The sequence below is a fragment of the Gardnerella sp. DNF01144 genome (assembly GCF_049244245.1).
Taxonomy (GTDB): Bacteria; Actinomycetota; Actinomycetes; order Actinomycetales; family Bifidobacteriaceae; genus Bifidobacterium; species Bifidobacterium piotii.
In genome coordinates, this window is the sequence record NZ_CP058390.1 from 723553 (window position 1) to 744278 (window position 20726).

At 39.2% G+C, this 20726-nt stretch carries 20 protein-coding genes; 6 read left to right on the top strand and 14 right to left on the bottom strand.

Annotated elements, in window-relative coordinates:
* Positions 1–19 precede the first annotated feature (19 nt).
* The 7 genes from HXT36_RS02830 to HXT36_RS02860 form a co-directional block, all read right to left on the bottom strand.
* Positions 20–1117, bottom strand: a complete 1098-nt coding sequence (locus HXT36_RS02830) for an HAD-IIA family hydrolase (RefSeq protein WP_032816718.1) — start codon at positions 1115–1117, stop codon at positions 20–22.
* Between the two features lie 99 nt (positions 1118–1216).
* Complete coding sequence (locus HXT36_RS02835; protein ID WP_421779195.1) at positions 1217–2752, bottom strand: hypothetical protein; 1536 nt, start codon at positions 2750–2752, stop codon at positions 1217–1219.
* 81 nt (positions 2753–2833) lie between these two features.
* Complete coding sequence (gene tyrS, locus HXT36_RS02840; RefSeq protein ID WP_020973689.1) at positions 2834–4153, bottom strand: tyrosine--tRNA ligase; 1320 nt, start codon at positions 4151–4153, stop codon at positions 2834–2836.
* Between the two features lie 65 nt (positions 4154–4218).
* Positions 4219–5736, bottom strand: a complete 1518-nt coding sequence (gene argH, locus HXT36_RS02845; protein WP_421779196.1) for an argininosuccinate lyase — start codon at positions 5734–5736, stop codon at positions 4219–4221.
* A 37-nt stretch (positions 5737–5773) separates the two neighbouring features.
* The gene (locus HXT36_RS02850) at positions 5774–6988 is read right to left on the bottom strand and encodes an argininosuccinate synthase (protein ID WP_248899075.1); all 1215 of its coding nucleotides are present in this window, start codon (positions 6986–6988) and stop codon (positions 5774–5776) included.
* A 251-nt stretch (positions 6989–7239) separates the two neighbouring features.
* Entirely contained in the window at positions 7240–8646 is a 1407-nt protein-coding gene (locus tag HXT36_RS02855; protein ID WP_421779198.1) for a sensor histidine kinase, read from the bottom strand.
* Between the two features lie 6 nt (positions 8647–8652).
* Positions 8653–9354 carry a response regulator transcription factor gene (locus tag HXT36_RS02860; RefSeq protein WP_421779199.1) on the bottom strand — a complete coding sequence of 234 codons (702 nt, stop codon included), beginning with the start codon at positions 9352–9354 and terminating at the stop codon, positions 8653–8655.
* Positions 9355–9493: 139 nt separating this feature from the next.
* Here HXT36_RS02860 and HXT36_RS02865 point away from each other — a divergent pair, with 139 nt between their 5' ends.
* Genes HXT36_RS02865 through HXT36_RS02875 form a run of 3 tightly spaced genes read left to right on the top strand, consistent with a single transcriptional unit; the run spans position 9494 to position 11804 of the window.
* A complete protein-coding gene (locus HXT36_RS02865) occupies positions 9494–10258 on the top strand; it encodes an ABC transporter ATP-binding protein (RefSeq protein ID WP_004129738.1) in 765 nt (254 codons plus the stop codon).
* Positions 10255–10980 carry an ABC transporter permease gene (locus HXT36_RS02870; RefSeq protein WP_004132069.1) on the top strand — a complete coding sequence of 242 codons (726 nt, stop codon included), beginning with the start codon at positions 10255–10257 and terminating at the stop codon, positions 10978–10980. The genes HXT36_RS02865 and HXT36_RS02870 overlap by 4 nt, the downstream gene beginning before the upstream one ends.
* Positions 10981–11039: 59 nt before the next feature.
* Entirely contained in the window at positions 11040–11804 is a 765-nt protein-coding gene (locus HXT36_RS02875) for an ABC transporter permease (RefSeq protein WP_032816711.1), read from the top strand.
* Positions 11805–12240: 436 nt separating this feature from the next.
* Here the strand turns inward: HXT36_RS02875 and HXT36_RS02880 are convergent, their stop codons facing one another.
* Both HXT36_RS02880 and HXT36_RS02885 read right to left on the bottom strand, forming a co-directional pair.
* Complete coding sequence (locus tag HXT36_RS02880) at positions 12241–12993, bottom strand: permease (RefSeq protein ID WP_421779200.1); 753 nt, start codon at positions 12991–12993, stop codon at positions 12241–12243.
* A gap of 76 nt (positions 12994–13069) precedes the next feature.
* A complete protein-coding gene (locus tag HXT36_RS02885) occupies positions 13070–14206 on the bottom strand; it encodes a hypothetical protein (RefSeq protein WP_421779201.1) in 1137 nt (378 codons plus the stop codon).
* A 703-nt stretch (positions 14207–14909) separates the two neighbouring features.
* Here HXT36_RS02885 and HXT36_RS02890 point away from each other — a divergent pair.
* The gene (locus HXT36_RS02890; RefSeq protein ID WP_020757285.1) at positions 14910–15113 is read left to right on the top strand and encodes a helix-turn-helix transcriptional regulator; all 204 of its coding nucleotides are present in this window, start codon (positions 14910–14912) and stop codon (positions 15111–15113) included.
* Positions 15110–15511 (top strand): DUF2178 domain-containing protein, encoded by a 402-nt coding sequence (locus tag HXT36_RS02895; RefSeq protein WP_421779202.1) that lies wholly within the window; start codon positions 15110–15112, stop codon positions 15509–15511. The genes HXT36_RS02890 and HXT36_RS02895 overlap by 4 nt, the downstream gene beginning before the upstream one ends.
* Before the next feature lie 23 nt (positions 15512–15534).
* Here the strand turns inward: HXT36_RS02895 and HXT36_RS02900 are convergent, their stop codons facing one another.
* The 3 genes from HXT36_RS02900 to HXT36_RS02910 all read right to left on the bottom strand — a co-directional run bounded on the left by HXT36_RS02900 (position 15535) and on the right by HXT36_RS02910 (position 18220).
* Positions 15535–16179 (bottom strand): helix-turn-helix domain-containing protein, encoded by a 645-nt coding sequence (locus HXT36_RS02900; protein ID WP_421779203.1) that lies wholly within the window; start codon positions 16177–16179, stop codon positions 15535–15537.
* A gap of 348 nt (positions 16180–16527) precedes the next feature.
* The gene (locus HXT36_RS02905; protein WP_421779204.1) at positions 16528–17829 is read right to left on the bottom strand and encodes a YcxB family protein; all 1302 of its coding nucleotides are present in this window, start codon (positions 17827–17829) and stop codon (positions 16528–16530) included.
* 256 nt (positions 17830–18085) lie between these two features.
* Positions 18086–18220, bottom strand: a complete 135-nt coding sequence (locus HXT36_RS02910) for a hypothetical protein (RefSeq protein ID WP_275895744.1) — start codon at positions 18218–18220, stop codon at positions 18086–18088.
* Between the two features lie 244 nt (positions 18221–18464).
* On the opposite strand from HXT36_RS02910, the gene HXT36_RS02915 reads away from it, so the two are divergent.
* Complete coding sequence (locus HXT36_RS02915) at positions 18465–18764, top strand: hypothetical protein (RefSeq protein WP_016842135.1); 300 nt, start codon at positions 18465–18467, stop codon at positions 18762–18764.
* 96 nt (positions 18765–18860) lie between these two features.
* Here HXT36_RS02915 and HXT36_RS02920 read toward each other — a convergent pair whose 3' ends face one another.
* Together HXT36_RS02920 and HXT36_RS02925 are read right to left on the bottom strand one after the other, a co-directional pair.
* Complete coding sequence (locus tag HXT36_RS02920; protein ID WP_032815751.1) at positions 18861–19568, bottom strand: hypothetical protein; 708 nt, start codon at positions 19566–19568, stop codon at positions 18861–18863.
* Between the two features lie 187 nt (positions 19569–19755).
* On the bottom strand, positions 19756–20715 hold the full coding sequence (locus HXT36_RS02925) for a hypothetical protein (protein ID WP_421779205.1): 960 nt from the start codon (positions 20713–20715) through the stop codon (positions 19756–19758).
* Between the last annotated feature and the right edge of the window lie 11 nt (positions 20716–20726).

Consider the following 20726-nt stretch of genomic DNA (forward strand, 5'->3'; position numbering starts at 1 on the left):
AAATCGCAAAGTCATAGAATCACAAAGAAAACTCTGGAAGAATGTAATCTTCAAGCGATTTTCCACTGTCTATTAAGCTCCAAGCAAGCGCACAAGCAGCTCGCAAAGCGTTGCAATCATTAGGATTATTTACTTCAATAGAGTTACTAACGATTTGCGCTCTAGAATCGCCGCATACAAACGTAGAATCGTCAACGCGCTTTGGAGCAACATGCACCTCGTTTAGTCCTCTTAAATCTTTAGAAACAAAGCTTGGTCGCAAGTGTTTTGGAGCTTCAAGCAACATGCGCGGATTTGTAACGCCCGTAAGAACAAGAAGCGACTTATACCCTCCTCTGGTACCTGCTTCAATGTCTGTATCTAATCTGTCTCCTACAGCCAGCGAGCGCTCAATGCTTATTAGCGGATTTCCAAATTCGTCTTTTTGTGAATATTCTTTAACATCTTCATCATTGTGCTTTGCGTTTGCAGCAACCAGCAATCGCGCTTCGTCATACATTGCGCACTCAGGCTTTCCTGCAGACGCAATAGGCTCTACTCCAGTGGCATTTACTACAGCTTGAATCATGGAACCGCATCCAGGAGCTATACCAAACTCACGCGGAATTGTTAAATCGCGATTAGTAACAAAATACTTAGCTCCGCGCTCTACAGCAAAAGCGACTTGTGCCATTTCTTGCCAAGTCATTTGCGGATACCAGCCTTGAATTACAGCTTGCGGATTGTCTTTACAAGACTTTACAGGATTAAGACCAGCACGCTTAACCTCTTGCACAAGGTGATCTGCGCCTAGAACTAAAACGTTTGAACCGCTTGGAACATATCTAGCAACCATTCGAGCAGCTACAAGCGAAGACGTTATTATTTGCCACGGCTCTACTTTTAAGCCAAAACTTTCTAGCTGACTTGCTACAACTTCTTGAAAACGAGAAGAATTATTAGTTGTGTATTCAATAAACATGCCATTTTTTTGAGCATTTTCAATTGATTCAGCAGCGTATTCAACGGATTTTCCGCCTCTATACACTACGCCATCTAAGTCAAGCAAAGCTAAGCGAAAATCCTTGCTTAACGCAGATTTACTATTTGAAAAATTCGCTCGTTCATCAAGTTGCATAGAATATCCCCACATGATTTTAAAAATACCAAAGTAGAAAATGCCCAGCTTACTATACTTTTACAATACAGAAGCTGGGCTTAGAGAATATGACTTGTACTATTCCTCTTTAGGCTTAACTGCATTCATCTCTACAGTTTCAGTATTATCTGCGATTTGTGAATCTTCGTCTGAATTGTCTGAATAATCATCTGAATCATCGTCCGAATCGTCCGAGTCATCCGAATCATCATCTGGAGCAAATTGCGCATCATCTTCACTAATGCCAACTTCGTCCATAATCGCATCATTAAGATGTTCCAAATCGTAGTCAATCACAACATCTTCTGGATTTTCTTCGTCTTCAATATCTGCATATTGCTCTTCTAAGCGATCCAGCAAAGAATCAAGCTCAATCGCCTCATCGCTTCGCCCAGCCTCCTCAAGGAAGTACTGCTCCGCTTGCACAGCGCGCATTCTATACTCGCCAGGCAAGCCCTTAGACCTGCCCATTGCGTGAACAAGCTCAATCGCCTTATCTGCATGGTTTGTATCCGCCAAAACGCCTGCATACACAAGGAACATTTCTGCCTTAACTTCGCCGCTAACGCTTTTAGCTTCGTCCGACATGCAAATTTCCAGCGCTTTATCGAGGTTGCCCATACCGCGCTCGCAATCTGCAATAAATGGAAGGTAATCCGTGTAACCATTCATTCGCATAGCCGTTCTAAACTCGCGCGCAGCAAGCTTATAATCGCCTTGGCGGTATGCAATAAATCCTAGCGTTTCGCGCGAAAAATCAATGCGAGATGCCTGCTTTGCGGCCCACTTTGCGTGTTCTAAAGCAAGCTCTGGATCTTCGTCTTGCAAAGCGTATGCAGCGAGAATATGCAAGCCAATGTTTTCGGAATGCTCCTTAGAAAGACCGCGCAAACGCTCGCGAGACTCCTTAGAAAGCATTGAATATTCTAAGCCCTTAGGCATTTTTGGCTCGCCCGGGCGCCTATCTGTATACGGGTTTTGAGATGGGTAAGAAACAGTTCCATCCGAGTTTCTACGAGGGCCATTTTCAAAGCGGAAAGACGACTTCGAATCGCGCTTTCTAGAATCGTTCTTCTTAAATCCACTCTTGTGTAATCCGCCGCGATTGTCATTATTATCGCGGTTAAACCTGCGCTCACCATCGCGATCAAACCTGCGCTCGCCACGTTCTGTGCGATTATCGCGATCAAACTTCTTGTATCTCGGATTTCCTGATTCTTTTGAATCAGACTCAAAACCACGATTCGCGCGCTTATTGTAATCGCTATGATTGTATCGATTATCGCGATTGCGCTTATCTTCGCGATTATACCTATCTTCGCGATTATCTTTTCTGTCAAACTTGCGATTATCGCGCTCAAACCTGCGCTCACTATCGCCATCAAACTTGCGATCCGCGTTCTTCTTAAAACCGTTCTTCTTAAAGCCACTCTTGTGGAATCCATCCTTGTGGAAACCGTCCTTGTGGAAACCGCCGTGATTTTCCTCACCTTTATGGAACCCACCTTTGTGGAATCCTCCGCGATGTTCCCCGTTCTTACCGCCATTTTGACGGCTAAAATGGCCACGATTACCAAACGACTTACCACTACGCGATCCGCGTTCTTCGCCCATTATTGGCATACCTTTCAAAGTCTAAAAATATAAAATTATACTAAAATCTAATGCTAAAAACAAATCAAGCGCACTTAAAAACTACGCGCGCTCAACTGCACCAATAGCCTTCTTGCCTCTACGAATCAAAGCAAAACGACCGTGCAAGAATGAGCTATCGCTCAAAACGTCATCAACGCTTTCTACGCGATTATTGTTAACGTACAATCCTCCAGCTTCAATAGCTCTACGAGCCTCGGAAATAGTTCGGAACAATCCAGCAGCAACAGCGGCTTCAACAACACGATCTGCAACATGCGCTTTAGCAAATTCCAAAGTGCCATCTTGTGCTTTAACTTTAACACCATCCAAAGCAGCTTCAAGAGTTTGCTCGTCAATAGCGTCTAAATCACCCTTACCAAAAAGCGCTCCAGAAGCAGCAATCGCCTGATTCGTAACGTCTTCTCCGTGAACAAAGCTTGTAACTTCCCAAGCAAGCACACGCTGAGCTTCACGACTTCCTGGGTCTTCTTGAATTTGCTTTTCCAAACGCTCAATCTCGCTCTTAGGCAAGAACGTAAAAGCTTTAAGAAGCTTAACAACTTCATCGTCTGGCTGATTAAACCAGAATTGATAGAAGCGATAAGGGCTAAGCATTGTAGGATCGAGCCACATTGCGTTACCCTCCGACTTGCCAAACTTACGACCTTGATTATCCGTAATAATCGGGCTTGTAAACACATGCACAGAAGCTCCGCGAACCTTACGAATCAAATCCATGCCAGAAGTCAAATTGCCCCACTGGTCAGATCCACCAAGTTGCAAAGTAACGTTGTAATTATCAAACAAATACAAGAAGTCGTTTCCTTGCAAAACTTGGTAGCTAAACTCTGCAAACGAAATACCTTCGTCGGAGTTTAAGCGGCGAGCAACAATATCTTTAGAAAGCATTGTGCCAACTCTAAAGTTCTTGCCAACATCGCGCAAAAAGTCGATAGCAGACATTTTAGAAACCCAGTCGTAGTTGCTTACAAAACGAACAGGATTCTCTCCATCAAGAGGCAAGATGCGGCCAATTTGCTTGCGCAAACGCTCCGCCCAGCCAGCAACAATATCTTTGGAATTAAGCGTGCGCTCTCCGCTTTGACGCGGATCTCCAATCAAGCCCGTAGCACCGCCAACCAAAGCAATAGGATGATGGCCTGCAGCTTGCAAATGACGCATGTTAATAAGCTGAACAAGATTGCCAATATGAAGCGATGCAGCAGTAGGATCGTAGCCGCAATAATAAGTTAATGGTTCTCCGTCAAGTGCTTGAGCAAGTTGCTGTTCGTCTGTAGATTGAGAAATCAATCCACGCCACTTTAGCTCTTCAAACAAAGAAGCAAATCCAGCCTCTTTGTAATTCCTCACCTGAGCCATTTATATCTCCTTATTATTGCAAAAATTACCGAAAATATCGGGCGCATTTGCGCGCTACAAGCCTTTCAATTTTGGCAGCACATGGAGACACTCTTATAAGCTGTTCCGTCGCTTACAGATTCAGCGAATTTCTTGTACTCGCTAATCGCAAGCTGAGCTTGATTAATTTGCTCTTTTACGCGCACAAAAGCTGTTCCGCCTTTGCCGCATCTAGAAGAAACAGAGCCATAGCTAGAAAGAACAAGTCTAAGATCTGGTATTTTATTTGCATCAATAATGCCGTCTAAAATCGTTGCATAATCGTCATTACTCAAATCGCTTAAATCGCATTTAAGACTTTCGGCACGTTTTACGCATAATCCCGATAACGTATGCGCATTGCGGAAAGGAACGCCTTGTTTTACAAGCCATTCTGCAATGTCGGTAGCAAGAGCAAAACCAGTTGCAGACTGCTCAAGCAAGCGAGGCGTGTTAAATCGCATTGTTCTAACCATTCCTGCAAACGCTGGAAGCAAAACTTCTAGAGTGTCTATTTGGTCAAAAACTGCTTCTTTATCTTCTTGCAAATCGCGCGCATAAGCGGTTGGAAGACCTTTAAGAGTGGCCATTAATCCAGTTAAATCTCCGATTAATCGTCCAGCTTTACCTCTAGCAAGCTCCGCAATATCTGGATTCTTCTTTTGAGGCATAATCGAAGAGCCCGTTGAGTAAGCATCGTCTAAAGTCACAAACGCAAACTCTTGAGTATTCCATATAATAATCTCTTCGCTTAAGCGAGAAATATCAACGCCAATCATAGATGCAATAAACGCAAACTCCGCAACAACATCTCGGCTTGCTGTAGCATCAATCGAGTTTGCACAAACAGCGGAAAAACCAAGTTCTTTAGCAACTTCTTCGGGGTCTAAGCCAAGAGTGTTGCCAGCCAAAGCGCCTGCTCCGTATGGACTTTCGTTTGCGCGCAAATCCCAGTCCACAAGGCGATTTACGTCTCGCAAAAGCGGCCAAACATGGGCCATTAGCTGGTGTGCAAGCAAAATAGGCTGAGCGTGTTGCATATGAGTTCGCCCAGGCATTACAGCGTCTTTTGCTTCTAAAGATTGAGCGACTAAAGCATTGCAAACATCTAGCACGAGTGCAGCTAACGCGCGAGCTGACTCACGCAAAAACATGCGTATTAAAGCTGCGATTTGGTCGTTTCTAGAGCGGCCAGCCCTAAGTTTTCCGCCTAGTTCGCTTCCTGCAATCTCAAGCAGACCGCGCTCTAATGCTGTTGCTTCGTCCTCGTCTTCTTCAATCGGCACAAAAGTGCCATTATCTACGCGTTTTTGCAACTCGTCTAGCGCTTTGCAAAGATCTGCATATTCTTGATTTGTTAATAAACTTGCACGATGCAATGCGTGTGCGTGCGCGCGAGAGCCTGCAATATCGTCATCCGCTAACCGCCAATCAAATTGCGTTGACTTGCTAAGCTTTGCGAGTTCTGCAGAAGGCCCCGAGCTAAAGCGGCCGCCCCACAAGGCTATTGGATGATTTGTGTTGGAATTTGCATCGGCATTTGCATCGGTATTCGCATCGTGCATAGTTATTCTTCTTTCGCTTTCCTCTTTTTAGTTGTTCTTAGTTGTTCTTTGCAACGCGCATATCTCTAGCTGCTGCAACCTTGCTAGACAATCCGTAGATTTCAATAAATCCGTTGGAAGCGCGCTGGTCGAAGGTATCGGAAGAATCGTAAGTAGCTAAGTTAAAGTCGTACAAAGACTCATTCGACTTTCTGCCTGTTACAACAGCCTTTCCTGCGTACAAAGTCATGCGAATATCGCCAGAAACATGCTCTTGCGTTTCGTTTATAAACGCGTTCAAAGAACGCACAACTGGCGAGAACCACTGGCCGTCGTACACAAATTCCGCCCACTTTTTATCGAGATCACGCTTAAGCCTGTGCTGTTCTCGCTCCAAGCAGCAATTTTCAAGCTCTTGATGAGCCGTAATCAAAGCTTGCGCGCCTGGAACTTCGTACAATTCGCGAGATTTAATGCCAACTAAACGATCCTCAATAATGTCGATTCTGCCGATTCCTTGAGCGCCTGCCCTCTTGTTCATCTCTTCGATTGCTTGAAGCGCAGTTACGCTGTGGCCGTCAATTGCAACTGGCACGCCTTTTTCAAACGTGATTGTAACTTCGTCTGGAGTTGTGGCTTCCAAAGGATTCTTTGTGTAAGAGTAGCATTCTTCGGTTGGAGCGTTCCACGGATCTTCCAAAAAGCCTGTTTCAATAGCCCTTCCCCAAACGTTTTGGTCTATGGAATACGGGCTTTTCTTGCTTTGAGTAATCGGAAGCTTGTGCTCGTTTGCAAAAGCGATTTCCACATCTCTAGTAAGCGACAAATCACGAATTGGGCTAATTGCCTTTAAATCTGGGTCCAAAGATTGAATTGCAACTTCAAAACGAACTTGATCGTTTCCTTTACCCGTGCAACCGTGGGCGATTGTATCGGCGTCAAATTCGTGCGCTGCGTGAACCAAGTGACGAGTAATAAGCGGCCTAGAAAGCGCGGAAACTAAAGGATACACGTCTTCGTAAAGTGCGTTTGCTTTTAATGCGAGCATGCAATAGTTATCTGCAAATTCTTCGCGAGCATCAACTACATACGATTCAACAGCACCGCATGCTAAAGCGCGGTTTTTAATCACTTCTAGCGCTTCTCCACCTTGACCAACGTTTAGCGAAACAGCTACAACGTCTTGGCCTGTTTGCTCTTTAAGGTACGGAATTGCTACAGATGTATCGAGGCCACCCGAATACGCCAATACAATACGCTTCTTATTAGTCATAGCGACCTCCCACGGTCATATATTGAATAAATAATATTGAATAAATAAACAATACATAGTATATTATACAACTATAGATACATTCTCAACACGCGCAGAAATACGCCATTTTTTAAGATTTGCGCTTAGAAGTATTTAATCAAAAGCCAAAACAAAGATAATACTTATACAGTTAACGGATATGATTATTAGGCATCATTTTTAAGGAATAATTTTATAAGCACAATTTTATAAACATCATCGCAAATGCGTTATAAATATTTTTTATTCGGAACTGTTAACTCAACCTTAAACCCACCGTATTTGCTTCTACTTATATCAACTGTTCCATTATGAGCGCCAATAATCTGCTGAACAATCAGCAAACCCAAACCATGCCGTTGCTCTGCAGTACTTGTATCGCAAATCATATAGTGCGGTGCATGATTAAGCTTTTCGATTTTTTCATCTGAAACACCTATACCGTTATCTTCAACACAAATAATACAATTATTATTATTTGCAGCAACGGATACATAAATCGTACACCCATTTTCATTATGAGATATGCTGTTCTGAATAAGATTAGATATTGCTCGTTTTAATAAATCTTTATCTACATTAATATTGCAAACAGTCAATTCTGCGTCCGTTTCCCATTTAATCGAAAACTCATCTTGCATACCCATATTCATAAAATCCACAACAACTTGCCTAACAACAGCAACAACATTTTCTTCTTTTTTCATAATTGGTTGCATATTGTATTCAAGTTTTGAAGCCAGATTAAGGTCATTAATCAAATTCTTCATTCTGGCACTTTGTTTAATAATCATCGTCGCTTTTTTACGATCTTCTTGCGAAATATGTAGAGAATTTTCTAACTGTCCCGCATATCCCATAACCATAGATAACGGCGTACGAATATCATGCGAAACCCCAGCTATCCAATTTGCTCTTGCAGTCTCTCTTTTTCTCAATTGTTCTTTTTGTATTTGCAAAATATCGGAAGCAGAATTTATGTTAGATGAAATTTCTGAAAGTGCTCCTGTTTCTGGAATATGCACGCTTTCTCCACTAGATAAACGTTGTATCCCTTTTGTAATCGGATTAATTGATTTTAGTAGTTTTATATTAGCTATTAAATAAATTCCAAGAATCAGCAAAATGTTGATAAATAATACGCTTAAAACAATCTGCGGAAAATTTGAGATTAAACTGTAGTTCCAACTTGGTCGCGTATGTTTCCAAAAGCTGTTGTGCGGAAATCCGACTACTACAACTCCATCCTTATTTTTGCCAGTGTAAGTTGGATAACCATTAATGTAACCAACGCTCAAATTAGCTATATCAGACAAAGTATAGTCGTTTGGAATACCCGCAGGAACATTTTCTGTTTTCCACACGACTTTCAACGTATTATTATCAATCAGAATTGCCCATGCGCCAGAATTTGTCAATTTGGAAGACATATTTTTTGATAATGCATAATCTCCACTTGCGGATAATTGTAATGCTTCTCCCGTCTCTTTGGCTATGCTATAAGGAGACATCTCTTTATCGGGAGCGTAATTTCCTATAAGTACAATAAACGCAATAATATTCATTAATACTATAAGCACAGAGCTTAGTAGAAAAATACTTATAAATCGTTGTATTAGTTTTGGTATGCTTTTCATTCTGCTTTACTCCACAATCAGCTTATATCCTAAGCCTTTAACTGTTATTAAAGAAACAGGTTGCGATGGATTGAGTTCTATTTTTTCTCTGATACGACGTATATGTGCCATTAAAGAATTTTCATATCCAAAAGGATTAGCTCCCCATGCAGCTTCACATAACGCGTCAATTGTTACAATGCATCCAGCATTTCTATAAAGTGCAGAAAGTAAATCATATTCTTTGGCTGTAAGTGGAATATGTTCGTTATTTTTTATTACTTGGGCAGAAGAAAAATCAATCTGACTATTTTTCAGTTTAACAATGGGATTTTCGCTCTTGTAGCTTCGTCTTAAAATTGCCATAATGCGAAACGTTAGCTCTTTTGGGAGAAACGGCTTTACAATATAATCGTCTGCTCCTAAGTCAAATCCCTTAAACTTATCTTCATCTTCACCGCAAGCAGTAAGGAATAAAATAGGACAATCACTATATTGTTTTATCTGCTTCATTAACTCAAACCCATTACCGTCGGGGAGCATAACATCAAGGATTGCTAATTCTGGACGTAATTTTTGTGTTGCCTCTACTGCATCTTTTATATTTTTTGCAGTCGTTATATTATAAAAACCGTATTCGTTTAATATGGATACAACCATATCTAGAAGTTCCTGCTCATCATCAACAAGTAGCAGATGCTTGTTCAATAAATAATCATTCCGATTCATGGAGAACCCCCTAACATATATTATGCCATGTGAATATTCATTTTTTGACCTCGCATAAAAATGTAAGGTAAATGTAAGGTGAAGAGAATGTTGTAGAAAGGTTGACGCAATATCATAAATCCCGAAAGGAGATATTGCCATGAACAATATTGTTACAACAGAACATTTAACAAAAAAATATAAGTCATTTATTGCTGTTAATGATGTTTCACTTCATATTCGCAAAGGTAGCATTTACGGCTTTCTTGGGCCAAATGGAGCTGGAAAATCTACAACAATGAAAATGCTCCTAGGGCTTACGGCTCCAACAAAAGGTGTATTTACAATCGACGGAAAGCAGTTTCCTGCCGACCGCATACCTATTTTGAAAGAAATAGGCTCATTTATTGAATCACCATCTTTCTATGCAAATCTAACAGGTAGAGAAAATCTTGACATTATACGTCGCATTTTAGAACTACCTAAGAGTGCAGTTGATGACGCATTAGAATTAGTAGGTCTTTCTGAGTTTGCAGACCGTCTTGCAAAAAAATATTCGCTTGGCATGAAGCAAAGGCTTGGTCTTGCTGGAGCATTGCTTGGTAGACCACCTATTTTGATTTTAGATGAGCCAACAAATGGACTCGATCCATCTGGCATACACGAAATCAGAAATCTGATTAAGTCGCTGCCAGATCTTTACGATTGCACGATTCTTATTTCTTCTCATATGCTATCCGAAATTGAGCTTATTGCAGATGATATTGGAATACTTAATCACGGACACTTGTTATTTGAAGGTAGTTTAGATGAACTACGACAGCATGCATTACAATCTGGTTTTGCTTCCGACAATTTGGAAGATATGTTCCTATCCATGATTGATGAAGACAATAAGATCAGGAAGCAGAGTGCAAGACTATGAAAACGCTTGTAATCGAACTAAAAAAATGCAAGAGAACTGGCTTTATAGCTCTTATGATTGCTATTGGCGTTATGGGAGCAGCGTACGCTTTTGTGAATTTTATTGTACGAAAAAATACATTATTAAACCTGCCTTTAGCTCCTATGGATATTCTTCTTACACAGCTTTACGGCATGATTATGGTGTTAAACATGTTCGGCATAATAGTCGCAGCATGCATTATCTACAACATGGAATTTAAGGGAAATGCAGTAAAAAAGATGCATATGCTGCCTATGAGCGTTCCTGCTATGTACCTATGCAAATTTATACTGCTGACTGTTCTATTACTAATCGCTATTTGCATACAAAATTTAGCACTTGCAAAAATCGGTGTAACAGATTTGCCACAAGGTACGTTTAATGTAAGTACTCTTATATCTTTTGCTGCATATTCATTTATTACGTCAATGCCTGTATTGTCCTTTATGATTTTTGTATCATCACGATTTGAAAACATGTGGGTAACGCTTGGAATTGGTGTAGCAGGATTTTTAAGCGGCATGGCATTGGCTTCGTCAGACATTGTGCTTTTTATGGCATCACCTTTTATAGTTATGCTAAAACCAGCAGTTGCCATGAGCGCGCAACCTAATACTACGGTCGTAATCGTATCCATAGTTGAAACACTTCTGTTTTTATGTTCTGGATTGTGGGCGGCTAAGAACCTGCACTATGAATAAAAACACGCACTATAAGTAAAAACTTGCACTATATAACTATGAATAAGGAGATTATGAAAATGAGATTTTTTGAACTTCTTAGAATCGAATTTAAGAAAGTAAAGCGTAGTAAAATTATTCCTTTGATTTTTATTGCGCCATTACTTGTGGTTGGATCTGGTGTAGCAAGCCTTCATAGCTACTTCACTCCAGAATATACACACGCATGGGCTGCTATGTTTATTCAAAGCGCATTAGTCTACTCATATTATCTGCTTCCGCTTAGTATGATTGTTGTTTGCGTGATGATTGCAGGACGAGAAACAAGCAATAATGGAATACTAAAAATGCTGGCACTGCCTGTTAGCAGATACGCGATTTCTGCTGCAAAATTTTGCGTACTGCTATTTTATTTGCTTATGGAAATGGTCGTATTTTTTGCTGTATTCGTTATAGCAGGATTGTTTGCAACCAGTAGCACGGGAGTTACAGAAACGCTACCAATTATGTATCTACTAAAATGGTGTTTAGATCTGTTTTTGACTATGATTCCAAGCGTAATAGTCATGTGGGCGATTACTGTGCTTTTTGAAAAGTCAATGTTATCCGTTGGATTAAATATACTTCTTGTGATTCCTGGCGTATTAATAGCAAATACTCCACTTTGGATAGTTTATCCTTATTGTTACAGCGGATATATGGTTTCCCGCTCTCTACATGCAGTTACATCAACAGGATTAGGAAACGGATTTAATCTTATACCATTTTTGCCATGTGCAATTGCAATATCTGTGTTTGTATTTTTGATTGCAATAACACAATTTGGTAAAAAAGAAATGAGATAACAAGGGATATTAAATAACAATGCAGCGAAATAACAAATGCAGCGAAATAACAAATGCGTATGTGAATTGCAAAATCGCGTATAAGGTTTTAGCTATACGCAAAAACGCGTAAAACGCTCAAAACGCTCAAAACGCTCAAAACGCAGTATGGAAACAAATAGAACAAAAACAAACAAAAAGCTTTCGGTTTTGAATGCCCCTAGTAGCAAACAAAACCGAAAGCAACACACTCAAAGCTCTAATCTCTTAACAAGGCTCTAGCGACGAATGGATAAGAATAGCACAGATAATAACAGTAAAGACTAAATAGACAGAATTGAAGCCAGTAAAACGTGTTCCCGTGTATGCATAGCAACACGTTATGCATACACGGGAATAAAAGAACTACATAGCCATCGATAAAACAGCAGACGACGCTGACTCACTCTGTAATGAGTTAATAGAACTTGCCCAATACAGATGTTACAAATACAAAGAATGCTGACATCATAAGATAATTCGTTTCCATTTCCTTATAATACTTTAGATAAGACGTCATTTTAGTAAGAAATTCTATCTCTGTTTCATATTCTCTAGTCTTCGAATAGTTATTCATTGTATTCGTATAGTCCATATTAATCTTAGTTAAAGCATATTTTTTATTGTAATATTTCGCTCGAAAACCAATAAAACAAGTAACTAATAGAAGGGCAAGATATACAGTAATTTTAGTAACATAATCTGAAGAAATGAAAGCAGATATAAGCAAGCACGCAACTACACATACTGCACTCCACGCCATAACATTGCTATTGACCTTTAAATCATCATAAATTTCTTTACACTTAATATTTTTCGTTTTAAAGTAAAACACTACAAAAAAGATAATGAACGCTATAAATAAATCGCGACTAATAAGACAGCCAACAGGAATTTTTCCACAAATGTTAATTTTATAAAATGCATTAAATATAAATACCGCTGATACTGGTATAGCAACTAAAAATAAGTAAAAGGATACTATCCAACAACTAATACTGTTCAAAGTTTTTTCATCTATGCAATCTTTACAAGTTTTAACTTTAGAATCAGCTTGCAAATTACGATTTTTAAAACACATAGGCCGCGTCGCCTCGATTCTAATAATTGTGATTAATTTATTGCAATTAGTTATAAAAATGGTGGTTGCAGGAGAACCCACAACCACCATAAGTATAACATTAGCGTTTACAAAGCTACTACACTACAAGCGCTGGCAGCTATGCATTAGCTAATGCGCGCATTGCTTAGTGACGAGCCTTGCGAACAGCAGCACCCATGCCAGCAAGCATGGTGGCAGCCAAAGCGGTCAAAGTTACGCCAACACCAGTACCAGTGTGGGTGTTACCGCGCTTGTCCTTGTCCTTCTTGTTCTCAACCTCAGTCTTAGCACCAGCAGCAGCGCCATTGGCACCAGCCTGGCCAGCAGCCTGACCTGGCTTGCCTGGCTTTGCAGCACCTGGCTTACCTGGCTGAACTGTTGCAGATGGAACAAAGTTGGTGCCATACTTGTAGTCAGTAGAAAGAGGAGCCAAAGAAGCTGGAGTTGCGTATGTAGAAACATCAGCCTTAGAATCCTGAGCATTCTTGTAAGCGCCAGCATATTCGCTCAAAGCCTTATTGAACTTAGTAGCAGCCTCATTGAAAGCCTTATCTGCATCAGCAAACTTGGTCTTTGCAGCAGCCAAAGCTTCCTTAGCCTCATTGATTACCTTCTTCAAGCTCTCAACTTCAGCATTGTAAGCACGAGAACCCTTATCCTTAGCATTCTCATCCTGGTAATCCTTAAGAGCACGCTGAGCCGCCTTTAAGTTATTCTCAGCCTCATGCTTAGCGTTGTAAGCAGCATCAGCCTCAGCAAAAGCCTTATCCTTGGCTTCCTGAGCCTTACCCAACTTCTCCTTAGCTTCATCCAACTTAGCAAGAGCAACACGCTTTGCATCCTTAGAAGGCTCAACTTTTGGAGTTGCAGCGTTTACAGCCTCCTCAGCAGTCTTTACAGCCTCAAGTGCAGCCTTGTATGCTGCAAGCTTTTCACGATAGGTATTTGCCTTAGTAGCTGCATCATCTTTAGAATCATCAGCCTTCTTTACAACTTCACCCTTATCATTAAGCTTGTAATCAGCTTTGTTCAAAAGCTCACCATTTTCATCTACAATAGTTGCATCAGCCTTAGCGTTCGTCTTTTCAGTTTCTGCAGTATCAGCATCATCATAAGCCTTCTTCAAAGCTGCCTTCAAAGTCTTAAGAGCAAACGAATCATCCTTAGCTTCATCAGTGCTGACAGGACGTGGAACCTTAGCGAATGCTGGGGTTGCCATTGCGAAGCCGGCAAGCAAAGTTGCGCCAGCAGCGAAAGCGGCGATAGCCTTCTTATTCATCATTTTATTTCCTTTCTTCTTCTCCTATGCGTTAGGGGCGCATAGAAAAATTTGCCTTTGCGGTTTCCCGCGTAGTAACCGAGAACTAGGGATTCATCGGTAACTGACTTAAAAGATACAACATGCTCTGCCTAAAATCAACTAAAACATTCAGCCAATGTTAAGGTTTATTCTAAATATTTTATTGTGATTTTACTAAATTAATACTATTTGTCGTAAATTTTACATATAAATCGTTATCAAACCGTAAAAATACGCATTTCAAGGTTTTTGAAGAATTTTCCCAGGTTTTTTTAAGGTAAGCTTTTCGGGTGTGTCGCGAAACAAATAATGGGAAAAATCAGGAATATCGTTCGCACGGATTAGCCGTGCTATTCCGAACGGCTATTAGTAGCCGTTCGGCTGATTTGGCGCATAAAGTCCACTGGACTTTATGCCTTAAGCCAAATCACGCTTTGAGGGAGCTTGAAATGCGTTATGCAATTTCAAGCTCAGTCAAAGCGCAAGCACACTACAGGTTTATCAATGCCAATCTCTTCATTTACTAGCAAACTATACTTTTCACACTCCTTCAGGTTTACCAATACGTATAATTCACATCCCACAAAAATACCTAAACCAACAATGGAAAGCAAACTTGACATTTACTCTCGAAAAGATTATCCTATATGTAAAGCTAGCTTTCCGTTAGGAAGGAGAATGTAATGTGAAAAATAGACTTGAACGAATTAGAAAAGAAAAAGGCATAACCCAAGAAGAACTTGCTGACGCACTCGAAGTATCAAGACAAACAGTCGGTTCTTTGGAAAATGGAAGATACAACCCATCAATCATATTGGCATACAAAATTGCTAAGTACTTTAATTTAACAATCGAAGAAATATTTATCTACGAGGAAGATAAAAAATGAAAAAACAGAAAACCCAGAATTTTTGGTACATAGGATATGTAATAGGAATTTGCGGATTAATTCTTACACTCACTCTTAAACTGAACGAATCCGTAGAAATTGCATTGTCGGTTGTTTTTGTTGCGATTATCTCACTTTCACACGTAAAAATCATGCACTATAAGATGATGGAAAAAGACCACAACTACAAAATAAATGTGAACGATGAAAGAAACGAGAAAATCAAAGATAAAGTAAATGCAACAATGGCATTCATACTAATGCACCTAATGGGAATAATTGCCATAATTGCATTTATCACAAAAGCATATTTACCAGCTACTCTTTTAGCTATTTCGATCGCCTTTTCTCCATTAATCATGTTTTTTATCAACAAATATTATGAGAAAAAATATTAAAACCAGACCCACCCACCCATTTACTACTTATTACGAAGCTTACCAACTTTCATAAATTCTTTATCTCCAATACGGAATTTTTTACTATTAAACGCCACTCCCATAATTCTGCTAATAATATACTCATCGGTTATAAGCACGAAATACTGCTTATCTTTTTTATCCACCAAATAATACTGATCAGCCCCAAGAGTGGAAACAGCTTTACTGAAATCATATATGCCAAACAATGGCAATCCTCCAAGGAGAGTAGAAAACCATCCAACAAAATTATCAACCATTTTCTCAGATGAACTGTTATAAGTCTTAACAACAGTTAGCATATTGATTTCTGAGTCAGGATATTCATCTAAGACAATCTGCTCTTTAATTTTCAGCTTCTTAAAACTGCTCAACCTACCGTCGAAACCATATTTATTGAGATTAATAGGCTTCTTAGTAATAGAAAAATCAACGCTATTGTTCTCATCCAAAAGATAATCAACACTCACGCTTAGAGCAGATGCAATAAATTTCAGATTCTCGATATCCGGCAAACCCCGATTCGTTTCCCATTTTGCTACAGCAGCACGAGATACCATCAATAATTCCGAAAGCTCCTCCTGCGTCAACCCAGCTTCCAGACGAGCCTTTCTAATTTTTTCTCCCAAAGGTATAACACTACTCATGACACAACTCCTTTCAAATTACTTATTACACATTATGAAATTACTTGACGGAAACCAAATTAGTATTGAAACATTTGATTTATATACCGCCTAATTACAAACTAACAAATAATTTACAGCGGAAAAAGAAACAAGGTAAAACACTATAGTTACCAACTGTAACAGCATAAGAAATCAAATAATGTAGGGAACTTTTCTACGATTATTTAACCGATTTGTTCCCCAAAAACACAAGCAACTAGAGCACGCAAATATGGATTCTACTATCTGACAATCACTATCTGACAATCTTCAGATACTCTTCGATTTTGGCATCCAACAATTCTGCCCTACTACCAATCAACCCTACTACCAATATGCCCTACTGCTCTTTGCAATTAGCCCAGTGCTATATTCATAAGTATAGGTGTTCTGCATGCAAGCATCACTCGGCGACCAGCTTCCATCTGAAGATTTTGAAGCCTTAAACAGAATATAAAGACCACATTTTCCATCCTGAGAGTCCCTGTTATACTGCAGATAAGTAATGTCCGAACGGCTTTCACTCAGAACAAAATACATATCCCCCTTGGAAGTATAACTCTCCTTGAACGCAAAGCCTTTCGCCGCAAAATACTTATCAAATATCTTAAGCGCTGCATTTCTTTCCCTCTTTGATTCTAAATCACGCTCAGTGTCATCATGCAAATCGGAATTTTTCTCTGGCTCTTCAGCCTTTAATCTTGTATCTTTTAATCTTGTATCTTTCCTGTTATTGCGATTAATTCTGCTATACCACTCAGATTCACTTATTTTTGGATCAGTATCACTTGAATCTTTCATTGGTCGAAGATACTTAAGGAAAAATGGGCCTTCAGACTTATAAAGATAATACTCAAAAGGAGCATACATATCATCCACGTGCTCTGTGTATGTACCATTATCATTTTGTTTCACAGAATATCTGCCAACAATAAACAAAACGTCAAAAAATCCAAGACCTAAGATAACCAGCACACAAAGCAGAACATGTAGACAACGAAGTACAATTCTTATACCTGTCTTCCGTACGAGTGAGATAAGATAGAGATTATAGAAGACACATACAAGAGAAATCGTAATCATCCAAACAACTGGCATTGCCGCGCATATAACATACGCCCAAGTCTGCAAAAGCCACTGATTTGGAAGACGTACTGCAGTTATTCCAAAGAATGCAGTTAGAATACCACTTAACACAAAAAAGCAACAAAGAATCAGCGAGATTCTACCCTTCCACCGTTGCTTGCCATAGCTAAGAAAAGATTTGTTACAATCTACATTTTCACTACGAAAACGACTGTGTAGATTGCGTTGCCAAATAACACAAATAACCCAAATAAGAGAAACTCCAACAAGAAGTAGAATTGCAAAACAATAAGTGATCCATCCAAAAAGCTGTAGCTTATTGGATGCCATAAAAGCAGTTCCAATAATCATTAAGATGGAAAAGATTTCCGCACTCAGCCGCAAAACCTTATACTTGGGCAATTCCTTATTTGCACTGTTAAGGTTTTCACATATTTGCTCATGTGATTCACAACATAGAGGATTTTTCTCATCTGTGGGAGTATGTTCCTGCTTTTCTTTCTCTTTCTCTCTTCTCCCTTGTAGATTATCTTTCTTTCTCAATTATTCTCCTTCAGCGCAAGTTCTATAAGTTTATCTGTATAATCAGTCTTTTCACGATTACTCACCTTTCATCTTGTATTACGCTATTAGATATTGCAGCCGTATTAACGCTTGGCTGTTTCTACGCTTAGTTTAACTGCTGTTCTGTTATATTTTGCGTTATCTTTTATCGCGTATCATATGCTTTGGTGCATTTAATCACATAATTATACATATTTTAGTGTTTTTTATCACATAATTATACGCATTGAACAGCTCACAACGCAGTTAGCACATCCATCTGTTTTGCACCCAAGATTATGCACCCAAGATTTACTCTATTCTTATCAGAAACCTCGGTAATACCATTTTCTAATTCATCATTCAAATCACCTGAGTTCACATCACTCAAGGTCTTATAAAACAATCTGCCTTAAGAAAATAAACCTCAAAAACCGTTTCTATGAACTTTTCTAATTAGATAGATTCTTGTTACGATCTTCAATACAATTGCAAATTAAATCTACAGCTTTAATACTTCCAACATTTTAGCAACCCCTCAATCATTTTCCCATACACTCGCGCCTGCTACATACCTACTTGTTGTCTTTGTTTCTACATTGAAGTATGTTATCAGCAATAGGAGGTACAAATTCATGGATAAAAATGAAAACATTAATTTACCTACGAAGGTCACCATTACTTTAGATCTTGACAAATTATACAATGAACTAAAAGAAAATGGTTGGAAACCTAATAGTACGGCTAAATACTACAAGCATTACATCCTTAAACATATTGGTAAAGAAGATACTATTCTTGGATCTGATGAAAGCGTGAGATATCTAATTGATCTGATGACCACAATTTCATCCCGTCATTTCTTATCAATGATTGAACCAGGCCCTGGTAAAGAAGCTCTTATAAAACGTGTTATACACGAATATGAAAAATAACCCCCCTATTTTTTCAAACACAAAAGTCTAACTTTTTTTTGGGGGGCACATCACATTTACATCTGATAACTATTTCTTAGTTCTAAATAATATTATTTATTCAACTCCTATGGAATTTAAAAAATCAATAAGTGTTTTTCCAAGTTCTTCGTTTTCTTTTACTAGTTTTATGCATTTTTTAGGAATGTAGTAGAATTTATTGGCTTCATCTCTTAAAACTATGAAATTTTTTTCTTCGCCTTCAGGGCAATTCTTGGGGTATAAAACTCCGTAGTGAGATTGATTTTTACTTAAGGTATTTCTTACTAGCATGATTTGTTTAATTTTTTCCCCTTTTATTACTCCCTTCAAAGCATCATGTGGGTGAAAATTACCTGTAGTTATATCTACGTTATAATTGTTAGAATGTATTTTAGCTTTTTTATAATTTTTTTGTTTACTTATGCGATAAAATAAATTATTACCTTCTTCATCAGATAACTCATCATTTTCTTCATAATTTTTCAAATCTATTATATCCGTACTTGTATTTGTATTTAAATCATCTTCTGTAAGTCCAAAAGTATATGGCATTAAAAAAATTTTGTTATATTTAATCCTGTAAATATCCACTTCATTTTCTAGATCTATTACCCACCAATATAAATTTTTGAATTTACCTCTACCTCTAGTAGGCATGTTAATTTGATTTTGATTTGTTTTAAATTTACTTAAATCCTTATTCAATGTTTCTATCTCAGAATATGCTTTTCCAGCATTTTTTATTTCAGTATTTAACTCTTCTTTCGAACTATTGTTACCCATAATAAACTCTCTCTCCTTCTGCGTAAAATACACATACAAAGCCAGGTGCAAATGATGTGCATTTTTTTACATCAATCTTGTACACTCAGCTCGTTTCGATACTAGCCTTTGACATCAATACTACACAACACTCTCAACGTACGTAGAACCTTTTGCTCAAAGAAGAAGAAAACAGTCTTACAAAACCTTATGCTGCTACTGCGGTTCTTCTCCATGGATGATGCTTTATAACGATAACAATATCTGTAAGCACAACGCCAACGACTACGCTTACCCATACTAAGCTAGGTGTAAGCAGCCAAGCGAGAACACCGAAGATCAGCAGTCGAAGCAGTACAACAATAACTAAGAAAGGCCAACTTTTTGTTAGGCATTTCTGTTGATCAGCCTTCAATGCGCCCATCAGAACCATAACCGCAGCAGCCGCGCAAGAAAATAGCATATTGCCCAAGAATATGACGAGTAGCGTGCGCCAGCCAACGATACTACCCAGCATCCACCATTGCAGTATCAGTGCAAGCAAAAATGTTGCAACATCGCATACTGCTTCCATCAGCATATTCGCAACGATTAACGAGGAGAATGTTAGAGACGTACCTCTAGGAGTGTCTGTTTTACCTGCGCTCGCATGCTGTAATGCAATTATGTTTCTCGCCTCGGCGCGCTTTACGCGCTCTTCTTCAAGCATTTGAACGCCAAGCTCAACCGATTTCTTTGAAGCTTCATGTAATTGCGCATCCGTCATACCTGGCTGCCAAGGCTTTTCTAAAACAAACAGCAACACACTAGTAATCGCTGCACCAATAATAATGCTTAGCAGCGTAGTATTGGAAACAAGCAATGAAGCAATACCAGAAGTCACCAGCAGCCTGAGCACAAAATCGATGATTCCAATAAGCAAATCACCAGACCCGTCATCTGGTCTACGATGCCTATCCCACTGCAGATACGCTGTGCTTAACAGGGAAAACACCACAACACTCAGCACGAGTATGACCACAGTTTCCCAACCTAGTACGCGGTGCCCTACGAACTGCTGTACAAGCAGCGCAATAATAAGCGTGCAAACGCCAGCAACAGTTTCTGTAATCACATGACCCCAAAAAGCATGCTTGAAAAGCACTGGCCTTACATTCGTCTCACTCATCATCTTCTCCT